Genomic DNA, 12,337 nt, shown 5'->3' on the forward strand with positions numbered 1-12,337 from the left:
ACAAGTCTGAAAGGGACCTCGTCATGAGCCTGATCATCGCCCCCTCGATCCTCTCGGCGGATTTCTCCCGCCTCGGTGCGGAAGTCGGGGCCGTCGACAAGGCCGGCGCCGACTGGATCCATCTCGACGTGATGGACGGCCATTTCGTCCCCAACATCACCTTCGGCCCGCCGATCGTGAAGGCGATCAGGGCGTCGTCGGCAAAGGTCTTCGACTGCCATTTGATGATCGAGCCGTGCGACCTCTACCTCGAGGCCTTCGCCGACGCCGGCTGCGACATCATCACCGTGCATGCCGAGGCGACAAAACATCTCGACCGCTCGCTGCAGGCGATTCGGGCGCTCGGCAAGAAGGCGGGCGTCTCGCTGAATCCGTCGACGCCGGAAAGCGTCATCGAATACGTCCTCGACCGTCTCGACCTCATCCTCCTGATGACCGTCAACCCGGGCTTCGGCGGCCAGGCCTTCATCCCCTCGGTCGTCGACAAGGTGGCCAGGGTGAAGGCGATGATCGGCGATCGGCCGATCGACATCGAGATCGACGGCGGCGTCACGCCCGAGACCGCGCCGCTCGTCGTCGCCGCCGGCGCCAACGTCCTCGTCGCCGGCTCGGCCATCTTCAAGGGCGGCACGCCCGAGCACTACAAGGCGAACATCACAGCGATCCGCGACAGCGTGCGGGACGGGGTGGCGCGCGCGGCGTAGGGGGAGAGGCGGGCGAGACGCCAACGCTGCTTCTTCTCCCCTGCAGGGAGAAGGTCGCGGCATGTCCTGCCCTGATAGAGTGGTGGCATTTCAGCCCGGATGGATGGGTGACACTTTGTTGGCTGGGAGGACCGGTCGATGGGGTGGCGCGAGAGCAATGCGATGGATGCGCGCATCGAATTTGTGGCGGCGGTGTTGCCGGACGAGGGTCCTTCAGCATCGCCGCCTTCGGCGCCCCTCATCGGCCTGCCGGCCACTTCTCTCCGGAGGGGAGAAGAAGCGCTTTACCATGCCTGTCAGGGCCTCTGCCCCCACCGCTCCTCGAATACCAGCTCTTCCAACGGCAGCCGCTGCCGCCAGCCCTTTGCCGCCAGCTCCGGCCCGGCATGCTGGCGCTCGACATGGCCAACGCAGAGATAGGCGACGATGGCGACGGCCGGCGGAATCTTCAGGATCTCCCGCAGGTCCGGCTCGTGGTAGATCGAAACCCAGCCGACTCCAATGCCTTTTGCCCGTGCCGCCAGCCAGAGATTCTGGACCGCGCAGACGGTCGAATAGAGGTCCATCTCGCGGTTGTGCGTGCGCCCGAGGACGGTGCCGCCACGCTCCCGGTCGCAGGTGACGCAGATGTTCAAAGGCGCCTTCAGGATGCCCTCGAGCTTCAGCTGCCGATAGAGCGCCTGGCTCTCGCCGTCGAAGAGGTCTGCGGCTTCTGCATTGGCGCGGGCAAAAGCGGCGTGGACGCGAGCCCGCGTCTCAAGGCTGTGCAGCAACAGAAAATTCCACGGCTGCATGAAGCCGACCGAGGGCGCCTGATGCGCCGCACCGAGGATGCGCGCGAGCGCTGCCGGATCCACCGGCCCCGGGAGAAACTCGCTTCTGATGTCGCGCCGCGTGGCGATGGCGCGATAGACCGCCGCGCGGTCGGCCTCGTCGAAGGGGCCGGCCGCCGCCAGATCGTCTGCGCTCAACCCCGTCTCCCCCGCCAATGTCGCATTGTCGTCCCCCCGCCCTGTGTCTAGACCTGTGCCATAGGCGACGCGGCAAAGACTAGGCAGTGTGGACAAAGTGTCTGATCCACAATCGGATGGATGCCACGAGAACGAAGCCGAGAAAGCTGTCTGCGGTCTTGTCGTATCGCGTGGCCAGCCGCCGACTGTGTTTCAGCTTTGAGAAGCAGCGCTCGACGAGGTTTCTCAGGCCGTAAATGTATCCGTCAATGACGGGTTGGACCTTGCGGTTTCGCTTTGCGGGGATGACCGCGGCAACGCCTCTGGCCTTGAGGTCGGCAAGGATGAAGTCGGCGTCGTATCCCTTGTCGGCGAGCAGGACACAGGGCTTGGGACCGGGCTGGTCCATGACCGGCGCATAGCCTTTCATATCGGAGACCTGACCGCCGCTCAGCGTGATAGCGACAGGGAGGCCTCGAGCATTGCTGCGGAGATGGATCTTGGTCGAGAAGCCACCACGAGAGCGGCCAAGACTTTGGTCCTGATCCCTTTTTTTAGCGCGCCGGCGGCGTGCTGATGGGCGCGGATAATGGTAGAATCGATCATTTGAACGCTGTCATGACCCGTGCCGATCTCATTCAGCGCCTCCAGTATCACGTCCCAGAGCCCCGCCTGCGTCCAGCGCCGGAACTGGCGATAGACGGAGTTCCAGGCTCCGAAATCGCTGTGTAGATCACGCCACGCCGTCCCCGTTCGGGCGATCCAGAAGACCCCGTCGAGCACCAACCGATGATCGCGAGGCCGTCTACCTCGCCTCGGACCCTTCTCGACCACGAACGGCTCGAAGAAGGCCCATTCCGCATCCGACATCAAACCTCGAACCAACACCGCCCTCCGCAAAGAGCAGCCTTGAATCAGTCAGCAGGTGATTTGGGAATCCCCTTTGTCCACACCGCCTAGGAAGTCCGCCGGCAAGATCGCCCGGGGAGGGCTTCATGGATTTCGCGCTGACCGACGAGCAGACGCAGATCTTCGACCTCGCGCGGGATTTTGCGGTGACGCGGATGGCGCCGCAGGCGCAGGCCTGGGAAGAGGAGAAGGCCCTTCCGGTCGAGGTGCTCGCCGAACTCGGCGCCCTCGGCATGGCGGCGATCACGGTGCGCGACGATTTCGGCACAGGCCTGTCGCGGCTCGATGCGACGCTGATCTTCGAGGGCCTGTCCTATGGCTGTCCCTCGGTTTCGGCCTTCCTGTCGATCCACAACATGGTCGCGGGCATGATCGATGTCTTCGGCAGCCCGGCGCAGCGGGCCGAACGTCTACCGGGCCTGGCGACAATGGAATGCGTCGCCAGCTACTGCCTGACCGAGCCCGGCTCGGGGTCGGACGCCGCGGCGCTGCGCATGACGGCCCGGCGCGACGGCGACGATCTTGTCCTCGACGGCACGAAGAGCTTCATCTCGGGTGCCGGCTTTTCCGACCTCTACCTTGTGATGGCGCGTACCGGCGAGCCGGGCTCAAAAGGCATTTCCGCCATCCTCGTCGACAAGGGAACGCCCGGCCTCTCCTTCGGCGCTGAGGAGCGCAAGATGGGCTGGATCGCCCAGCCGACGGCCGAGGTGCGCTTCGACGCCTGCCGCGTGCCGGCGACGAACCTTCTCGGCGAGCCGGGCAGGGGCTTTGCCTACGCCATGCAGGGCCTCGACGGCGGCCGGCTCAGCATTTCCGCCTGCGCCCTCGGCGCGGCCCAGGCGACGCTCGACAAGTCGGTCCGCTACCTGAAGGATCGCTCCGCCTTCGGCCAGAAGCTTGCCGACTTCCAGGCGCTGCAGTTTCGCCTCGCCGACATGGAAACGGCGCTGCAGGCCTCTCGCATCTTCCTGCGCCAGGCGGCCTGGAAGCTCGACACCAAGGCGCCGGACGCGACGAAATTCTGCGCCATGGCCAAGCGCTTCGTCACCGACGCCGCCTTCGACGTCGCCAACCAGGCCCTGCAACTACATGGCGGCTACGGCTACCTCGCCGATTTCGGTATCGAGAAGATCGTTCGCGACCTGCGCGTCCACCAGATCCTCGAGGGCACCAACGAGATCATGCGTCTCATCACCGCACGGGCCCTGCTGGCCGAATAGAAAATGCCCAAATGGCGGCGACGGGAACGATTGAGCGTGGTCACGGTCGGGCCGTGGCGGCGTTTTGCTTCGATGACTGCTTGCTATATTGTGCGTTTTCGTACGGATCGCCGACGATGAATTAAAATGGCTCAATGAGCGCTTATTTCTGACCGATATAAAGAGAATATAGATGGTGAGGGAGTAATTCACTCGGTGTCTGAGAGCAATTTCAGATCCTTTGCGAAATCGCCGCTCCGGTCTGGGCTGCGGAATGGAGAATGCCTGCGTGCCAAGAATTTCCGAGGGGCTGCGTCTTTCTTCGCTTCGTGAGATGAACCTCGTCGGTGCGCCCCCCAGCGAGAGTTTCGATCGGATCACGCGAACGGCCAGCTTGCTGTTCGGACTGCCGTTTGCCGCGATCACCCTGGTTGACAACGATCGTCAGTGGTTCAAGTCGTGCATCGGAATCGACCCGTCATGGGCGCTCCACGGCGAGTCTCCGTGCTCGCTGGTGGCCGAGACGACCGATTCTCTCGTCATCTCCGATCTGGCCACCGATACGATCTTTCGAGGCGGCGAACTGGTGCGCCGCGGCATTCGCTTCTACGCCGGCGTGCCGCTGCTGACCCGCGACGGCCATGCCCTTGGCACCCTGTGCGTGCTCGGCTCCGAACCGCGGACGGCCAGCGCAGCCGAGATGACGGCGCTCCATGATCTCGCCGCCATGGCGATGGCGCAGTTCGAACTGCATTACGCCTTCGGCCGAATCGACCCGACCAGCGGTCTGCCCAACCGGCTGCAGTTCGTCGAAGATCTGGAGGATCTCGCCCATGCTGAGCCGGGCGTCCAGCGCCTGGCGGTGCTGGTCGACCTGGCGGAGATGGCTGAGCTCAACCACTTTTCCCGCGTCATGGGCTATTCCCATGTCGATCGCATGGTGAAGTATGCGGCGGACCTGACCCGGGAAAAACTGGGCAGGGGACGCATCGCCTATCATGTCTCGGCGACCCAGTTCGCCTTCCTGGCGCCGGCGGGGACCCAACTGTGCGACTATCTTCGGACCGCCGCTGCCGGCGTGATGGAAACCCAGTCGCTTTCCTGCTTCCGCTTCATCGCCACCACCGTTATTGGCGTCGCGCCTTTCACGCCGGGTGCTGGCAGTGCCGAAGATCTCCTGCGGGGATTGCACAGTGCCGCCCTGGAGGCGCGCGCCACGGGCGCGCCGGTCAGCGTCTACTCGTTGGAGAGCGATGCGGTGCATCGCCGCCGTTTCCAGCTCCTCCAAGACTTCGACGCGGCTCTCGCCGATCCGTCGCAGCTTCGCCTGGTGTTCCAGCCGCGGGTCGATCTCGCCCACGGTGCCTGTGTCGGGGCCGAGGCGCTGCTGCGCTGGACCCATCCGACCCTCGGCAACATCCCGCCCGGAGAGTTCATCCCGACCGTCGAGCGTTCGACTCATGCCCGCGCCTTGACCGCCTGGGTGGTCGATACCGCGGCCCGGCAGCTGGCCGCCTGGCGTCGGCAGGGGCTGAACCTCACCCTCTCGCTTAATATTTCAGCGGCCAACCTCCAGGAGGCGGATTTCGCCGATCGGGTCGGCCGGATCCTGTTGCAGCACGAGATCGCGCCTGAGGATATCGAACTGGAGATGACGGAAAGCGCCGTCATGAAGGATACCGGCCTTGCCTTGCAGCAGCTGAACGCCTTGGCGCTTCTCGGCGTGCGCCTCGCCATCGACGATTTCGGCACCGGCTACAGCAGTCTTGCCTATCTGCAACGCCTGCCGATGCATGTCGTGAAGATCGACCAGTCGTTTATCCGGGATGTGAGTTTGGATGACCGCGCGCGAAAGCTCGTGGGTGCGATGATCGCGCTCTCACGCGATCTCGGACTGCGGTGGTTGCCGAGGGCGTCGAGGCGGAGGAAACGGCCGAGCTTCTGCGCGACATGTCCTGCGAGGAGGCGCAGGGTTATTTCTTCGCCCGGCCGATCGAGGCGGCGGAGTTTGCTCCCTGGATGGCCTCGCATACGGGAGAATCCGTCGCGGCCTGACGTTTCCCGGCGGCCGTGTCAGACTCCCGCATCGTCTCAACTCCCCAATTGTGGGAGGGGGCGGTGGCGGACCGTATGAATGTCTTGCAATTTGCTGGTTCTCAGCGGCCCGGTACTCAGGGCCGCGGACGACATCTTCTGCCCATGCCAGATCTTTTGTTCCGCGCCCATGCCCCCTCCGCGGAAAGCGCTGTCCACGCACGGTTTCCGCGCCATCGCCCTGATCGTCGCCACCACCATGTTCATGGAGCCAGGCCCGACGATATCCGGTCCATCATCGCTGTTGCGACCGCGAGGACTTGCTCCCTTCCCAGGTCACGGCGATGATCGCGCAAGGCCGACAGGGCTCTGCGGGAGAGGGATTCATGAAAATCGGCTTTATCGGCCTTGGCAATATGGGCGCGCCGATGGCGGCAAACCTGGCGGCGGCAGGCCACGCCGTGACGGGCTTCGACACTGCGGGCGTTTCGGTCGACGGCGTCGCGCCGGCGGCCACGATCGGCGCGGCGGTGCAGGGCGCCGAGGCCATTTTCACCATGCTGCCGAACGGCGCCATCGTGCGCGACGTGCATGCGCAAATCGTGGCGGCCGCCCGGCCCGGTGCCCTTCTCGTCGATTGCTCGACCATCGACGTCGAAAGCGCCCGCGCCGTGCACGATCTGGCGGTCGATGCCGATCTGATCTCGCTCGACGCCCCGGTCTCCGGCGGCACCGGCGGCGCCGCGGCTGGAACCCTGACCTTCATGGTTGGCGGTGCGGAAGGGGCGTTCGAGGTGGCTCAGCCCCTCTTCGACATCATGGGGGCGAAAGCCGTGCATTGTGGCGCAGCCGGCGCGGGGCAGGCGGCCAAGATCTGCAACAACATGATCCTCGGCATTTCGATGATCGCGGTCTGCGAGGGGTTTCACCTCGCCGACAGCCTCGGCCTGTCGCGCCAGGCGATGTTCGACGTGGCATCGACGTCGTCGGGGTCGTGCTGGTCGCTCAACAGCTACTGCCCGGCACCCGGCGTCGGGCCGACGACGCCCGCCGACAACGGCTATCGGCCGGGCTTTGCGACCGAGCTCATGCTGAAGGACCTGACGCTTGCCGCCGATGCCGCGCGGGCGAGCGGCGCCCATGCCGAACTCGGCGAGCACGCGCGCGCCATCTATGCCGCCTTCGACGCCGAGGGTGGCCGGGGTCGCGATTTCTCTGCGCTGCTGGAGCATCTCGGGCGCGCCTGACGCGTCCCAGGCGGACCTGTCGCGAACAAGCCAAGATCCGTCTTGGATGGATCGACGGGCAGGGGCGTGCGGCGCATGATGCATCGCTCCCCTTCGCGCAGGTGCCCATGTCCCTTTCCATGCCGATCTCGATGCCGTCCACCAGCGATCCGCTGCTGCAGCCCTTCCAGCTGCGCCACCTCACCCTGAGGAACCGGATCATGTCCACCGCGCATGAGCCGTCCTATTCCGAAGACGGCATGCCGAAGGACCGCTACCGGCTCTACCATGTCGAGAAGGCCAAGGGCGGGATCGCCATGACGATGACGGCGGGATCGGCCGTCGTCTCGCCGGACTCGCCGCCCGCCTTCGGCAATCTCCATGCCTACAAGGACGAGATCGTCCCCTACATGAAGCGCCTCGCCGACGAGTGCCACGACCATGGCGCGGCGGTGATGATCCAGATCACCCATCTCGGCCGGCGTACCGGGGGCACGCAGGGCGACTGGCTGCCGGTCGTCTCCGCCTCGCCGATACGCGAGCCGGCACACCGCTCCTTTCCGAAGGAGGCCGAGGACTGGGATCTCGAGCGCATCGCCAGGAACTACGGCGAGGCGGCGCAGCGCATGCAGGCCGCCGGCCTCGACGGCGTCGAGATCGAGGCCTATGGCCACCTTCTCGACAGCTTCTGGTCGCCCGCAACGAACCGGCGGACAGACGAGCACGGCGGTTCGCTCGACAACCGGCTGCGCTTCACCTGGATGATCGTCGACGCCGTGCGTAAGGCCGTCGGCCCCGACTTCATCGTCGGCACGCGCATGGTCGTCGACGAGGCCTGGGACATCGGCCTCTCGAAGTCCGACGGGATAGAGATCGCGCGCCGTCTCGTCGCTTCCGGCAAGATCGACTTCCTGAATGTCATTCGCGGCCATCTCGACCACGACAAGGATCTCGTCGACGTCATCCCGATCCAGGGCATGCCGGCTTCGCCGCATCTCGACTTTGCGGGCGAGGTGCGTGCGGCGACGCGCTATCCAGTCTTCCACGCCGCCCGCATCGCCGATGTCGCCACCGCCCGCCATGCCATCGCCGAGGGCAAGCTCGACATGGTCGGCATGACCCGCGCGCACATCGCCGACCCGCATATCGTGCGCAAGATCATCGCCGGCCGCGAGCACGAGATCCGTCCCTGCGTCGGCGCCACCTACTGCCTCGACCGGATCTACGAGGGCGGCGGGGCGCTGTGCATCCACAACGCCGCGACGGGCCGCGAACTGACCATGCCGCAACTGCTGCAGCGGTCGCCGAACCCGGGCAAGCGCGTCGTCGTCATCGGCGCCGGCCCTGCCGGCCTCGAGGCGGCGCGCGTTTCGGCCGAACGCGGCCACCGCGTCACCGTGCTGGAGGCGAGCGGCTCGGCCGGCGGCCAGATCATGCTCGCCGCCCGCCTGCCGCGCCGACGCGAGCTCGCCGGCATCGTCGACTGGCGCCTCGCCGAGCTCGAGCGGCTCGGGGCGGAAATCCGCTACAACGTTTACGCCGAGGCCGAGGAGGTGCTGGCCGAGGCGCCCGACATGGTTTTTGTCGCCACCGGCGGCATGCCGCAGAACCCGGCGCTGGAAGAGGGCGACGACCTCCTGACGTCGAGCTGGGATATCCTCGCCGGCACGCTCAAGCCCGACGGCCCGATCCTTCTCTACGACGACAACGGCAACCATCCCGGCATGATGGCGGCAGAGATGATCGCGCGCCTCGGCATCCCGCTGGAAATCGTCACGCCCGAGCGCAATTTCGCCTGCGATGTCGGCGGCATGAACCATGTCCCTTACGCCCGGGCGTTCGCCGAGACCGGCACGCGGCTCACCATACAGAAGCGGCTGAAAGCGGTGAAGCGGCGCGGCAATGGCCTCGTCGCCGTGCTCGACAGCGATTGGGCACCTGGCAACCGCGAGGAGCGCGAGGTGCGCCAGGTCGTCGTCGAGCACGGAACGGTGCCGATGGACGAGCTCTATTTCGCCCTGAAGCCCCTGTCGAAGAACCTCGGCGCCATCGATTACGACGCGCTCCTCGCCCAACGCTGGCCGTTGCCGAACACGAAGGCCGACGCCGCCTTCCACCTCGTCCGCCTTGGCGATGCCGTCTCCTCGCGCAACATCCACGCCGCCATCTATGACGGGCTGCGCTACGCGATGTTGCTGTAAGATGTCGGGAAGAGGGGGAGGCCAGGGGTGGAACCGCGCAGTGCTCTCTGTCCCGGTGTCGGCTGCCCGGACGCTTTCGTCATCCCGGCCTTGAGCCGGGATCCATGCCGAGGCCGCGCCGCGCGCCAAACCGGCGCAGGAAAAGGCCCTCCACGATCTCGTTTAACGATTTGGAATGGATCCCGGCTCAAGGCCGGGACGACGAAGCGTCAAAGTGTGCGGCAGCGTCACATGCTGCAAGGCGGCAACCAAGAGCCACCGCCGCTCCCTCATTCGGCCGCCGCTTCGCGCTGGCCATCGTCGCCCCTGCGGGGAGACGAATGGCGAGCCTTCTCGTGCCGCGCTACAGCTTCACCGCCCGCAACCGCAGCGCATTGCCGATGACCGATACCGAGGACAGGCTCATCGCCAGCGCCGCCAGCATCGGCGACAGGAGCAGGCCGAAGACCGGATAGAGCGCGCCGGCCGCCACCGGCACGCCGACCATGTTGTAGGCAAAGGCGAAGAAGAGATTCTGGCGGATATTCGCCATCGTCGCTTCGGCAAGCCGGCGGGCGCGGACGATGCCGTTGAGGTCGCCCTTGACCAGCGTGATGCCGGCGCTCTCCATCGCGACGTCGGCGCCGGTGCCCATGGCGATGCCGACATCGGCGGCGGCGAGTGCCGGCGCATCGTTGACGCCGTCGCCGGCGACCGCGACCCTGCACCCGCGCGCCCTGAGGCCGTCGACCAGTGCCTTCTTGTCCTCCGGGAGAAGGCCCGCATGCACCTCGTCGATGCCGAGTTGCACGGCCAAGGCACGCGCCGTGCGTTCGGTGTCGCCGGTCGCCATGATGATCCGGAGGCCGCTCGCTTGCAGCGCCCTTACCGCTTCGGCCGTCGTCGGCTTGATCCGGTCGGAGACGGCGACGAGGCCGGCGATCCTGTCGTCGACGGCGACGAACATCGCCGTCTTGCCTTCGCGCTCGAGGCTTTCGGCGCGCGGTTCGAGGTCGCCGAGGTCGATGCCCGCCATCATCGCGCGGTTGCCGAGGCTGACCTTCAGGCCTTCGATCGTGGCGAGGACGCCCTTGCCGTTGATCGCCTCGAAGCCGTCGGCCGCGCTCAGCGTCAGCCCGCGCGCCTCCGCTTCGCCGAGGATCGCTTCGGCCAGCGGATGCTGCGAGCCTCGCTCCAGCGCAGCGGCGAGGGCCAGCAGCCGGTCCTCGTCGCCGTCGAGGGCGGCGACGTCGGTCAGGACGGGCTTGCCCTCGGTCAGCGTGCCGGTCTTGTCGACGACCAGCGTGTCGACGGTGGAAAAGCGCTCCAGCGCCTCGGCCTCGCGGACGAGGACGCCGGCCTGAGCACCGCGGCCGGTGGCGGTCATGATCGACATCGGCGTGGCAAGGCCGAGCGCGCAGGGGCAGGCGATGATCAGCACCGAGACGGCCGCGACCAGGGCATGGATGAGCGCCGGTTCCGGGCCGAGCAAGGCCCAGGCGGCGAAGGCGATGATCGCGACCGACACGACTGCCGGGACGAAGGCGCCCGCCACCCGATCGGCGAGGGCCTGGATCGGCGCGCGCGAGCGCTGCGCCTTGCCGACCATGTCGACGATGCGCGCGAGCGTCGTCTCCGCGCCGACCTTTTCGGCGACGAGGACGAAGGAGCCGTTGCGGTTCAGCGTGCCGCCGGTGACCGCGTCGCCCGCGCCCTTTTCGACGGGCAGCGGCTCGCCCGTGATCATGCTCTCGTCGACGCTGGAGGAGCCTTCCGCCACCTTTCCGTCGACGGGGATGCTGTCGCCGGGGCGAACCCGCAGCCGGTCGCCCTGCTGCACCGCGTCCAGCGCTACTTCCGTCTCCGAGCCGTCGGCGGCGAGACGCCGCGCCGTCTTGGGCGAGAGGTCGAGAAGCGCGCGGATCGCCGAGCCGGTGCGCTCGCGCGCCTTCAGTTCGAGGATCTGGCCGACGAAGATCAGGGCGACGATCACCGTCGCCGCCTCGTAGTAGACGGGAACGCTGCCTCCCATGTCCGCCATCCCGTCCATGCCGCCGATGCGCAGCGAGTCGGGGAAGAGTCCGGGCAGGAAGGTTGCGACGAGGCTGAACAGATAGGCGGCGCCGACGCCGAGCGCGATCAGCGTCCACATGTTGGGCGAGCGGTTGACGATCGACTGCCAGCCGCGGCGGAAGAAGGGGAGGGCCGCCCAGAGCACCACGGGCGTCGCCAGCGCGAATTCGAGGAGAATCGCGGCTCTCTCGCCGATCCAGTCGCGCACGGGCAGGCCGAGCATCGGTCCCATCGTGAGAACCAGCAGCGGCACGGCGCAGACAAGGCTCACCCAGAACCGGCGGGTAAAGTCGACGAGTTCGGGATTGGGACCCGCATCGCCCCCGGTCACGCCCATGGGCTCAAGTGCCATCCCGCATTTCGGACAATCGCCGAAATGATCCTGCACGATCTCGGGATGCATCGGGCAGGTGTAGAGCGTACCGGCAGGGGCCGCCGGCGGGGTGGGTCGCGCACCTTCGTAGGCGGCGGGGTCGGACTCGAATTTCGCCTGGCAGCCGACCGAACAGAAGTAGAAGCGGTGTCCCCCGTGCTTGGCCGTGTGGGCCGCCGTGGCCCGGTCGACGGTCATGCCGCAGACGGGATCCTTGGCCGTCAGATAGGCCGCGGGGTCGGCGGCGAACTTTTGGGCGCATCCAGCGCAGCAGAAATGAAACTGCCGGCCCTCATGGGTCTGGCTCGGCCTGCCCGCATCTGGATCGACCGTCATGCCGCAGACCGGGTCGCGCACGACCGCGGAGGGCTTGGTGGCATCGCCACGGACGTCGAGGAGAGAGGTGTGGGACACGGGCGGAACCTTCCGGAGCAAGTCGCTCTCCCGGACATGAGGCTTCCCGTCGCTGGAAGGTCAAGGGCCGTATGTGGCCGAGGGCAGGTGTCGATCCGGACGGCCGGGAGGAAGTCAGGCGCTCATATCGGAAAGATCGTTTGAAGCTTGCACTGAAATTGACCATGAATGCGAAATGGCGTCTGATACGGCAATGTTGAGCGTGAGTTTCTGTCCTGCGAAAGTCGTCATCCCGGGCTTGACCCGGGATCCATGCCGAGGCGCTGTCACTG

7 protein-coding genes and 1 pseudogene are annotated in these 12,337 nt (G+C 66.5%); 5 read left to right on the forward strand and 3 right to left on the reverse strand.

Annotation, left to right across the window (positions count from 1 at the left end):
- Window positions 1-23 precede the first annotated feature (23 nt).
- A complete protein-coding gene (gene rpe, locus Sa4125_RS02085; protein WP_224003189.1) occupies window positions 24-704 on the forward strand; it encodes a ribulose-phosphate 3-epimerase in 681 nt (226 codons plus the stop codon).
- A 296-nt stretch (window positions 705-1,000) separates the two neighbouring features.
- On the opposite strand, the gene bluB is transcribed toward rpe, so the two are convergent.
- Window positions 1,001-1,675, reverse strand: a complete 675-nt coding sequence (gene bluB, locus Sa4125_RS02090) for a 5,6-dimethylbenzimidazole synthase (protein WP_224003191.1) — start codon at window positions 1,673-1,675, stop codon at window positions 1,001-1,003.
- A 79-nt stretch (window positions 1,676-1,754) separates the two neighbouring features.
- Window positions 1,755-2,524, reverse strand: a protein-coding gene (locus tag Sa4125_RS02095; RefSeq protein ID WP_224000436.1) for an IS5 family transposase whose coding sequence is annotated in 2 segments (ribosomal slippage) — window positions 1,755-2,213 and window positions 2,216-2,524 — 768 coding nt in all. Because the reading frame shifts where the segments join, the coding sequence is not laid out codon by codon here.
- Window positions 2,525-2,649: 125 nt separating this feature from the next.
- Between Sa4125_RS02095 and Sa4125_RS02100 the strand changes: the two genes are divergently transcribed.
- From Sa4125_RS02100 to Sa4125_RS02115, 4 genes and pseudogenes are all read left to right on the forward strand, one after another.
- The gene (locus tag Sa4125_RS02100) at window positions 2,650-3,786 is read left to right on the forward strand and encodes an acyl-CoA dehydrogenase family protein (RefSeq protein WP_224003193.1); all 1,137 of its coding nucleotides are present in this window, start codon (window positions 2,650-2,652) and stop codon (window positions 3,784-3,786) included.
- A gap of 313 nt (window positions 3,787-4,099) precedes the next feature.
- Window positions 4,100-5,820, forward strand: a pseudogene (locus Sa4125_RS02105) (sensor domain-containing phosphodiesterase).
- A 365-nt stretch (window positions 5,821-6,185) separates the two neighbouring features.
- On the forward strand, window positions 6,186-7,046 hold the full coding sequence (gene mmsB / locus Sa4125_RS02110) for a 3-hydroxyisobutyrate dehydrogenase (RefSeq protein ID WP_224003196.1): 861 nt from the start codon (window positions 6,186-6,188) through the stop codon (window positions 7,044-7,046).
- Between the two features lie 131 nt (window positions 7,047-7,177).
- A complete protein-coding gene (locus tag Sa4125_RS02115; protein ID WP_224007452.1) occupies window positions 7,178-9,226 on the forward strand; it encodes an NADH:flavin oxidoreductase in 2,049 nt (682 codons plus the stop codon).
- Between the two features lie 343 nt (window positions 9,227-9,569).
- On the opposite strand, the gene Sa4125_RS02120 is transcribed toward Sa4125_RS02115, so the two are convergent.
- The gene (locus Sa4125_RS02120) at window positions 9,570-12,065 is read right to left on the reverse strand and encodes a heavy metal translocating P-type ATPase (RefSeq protein ID WP_224003198.1); all 2,496 of its coding nucleotides are present in this window, start codon (window positions 12,063-12,065) and stop codon (window positions 9,570-9,572) included.
- Between the last annotated feature and the right edge of the window lie 272 nt (window positions 12,066-12,337).

Origin of the sequence: Aureimonas sp. SA4125 (genome assembly GCF_019973775.1) — a bacterium.
Taxonomy (GTDB): domain Bacteria; phylum Pseudomonadota; class Alphaproteobacteria; order Rhizobiales; family Rhizobiaceae; genus Plantimonas.

Coding starts and splice junctions, on each gene's coding strand:
- mmsB (WP_224003196.1), top strand. CDS start 6,186: ATGAAAATCGGCTTTATCGGCCTTGGCAATATGGGCGCGCCGATGGCG.
- rpe (WP_224003189.1), top strand. CDS start 24: ATGAGCCTGATCATCGCCCCCTCGATCCTCTCGGCGGATTTCTCCCGC.
- Sa4125_RS02115 (WP_224007452.1), top strand. CDS start 7,178: ATGCCGTCCACCAGCGATCCGCTGCTGCAGCCCTTCCAGCTGCGCCAC.
- Sa4125_RS02100 (WP_224003193.1), top strand. CDS start 2,650: ATGGATTTCGCGCTGACCGACGAGCAGACGCAGATCTTCGACCTCGCG.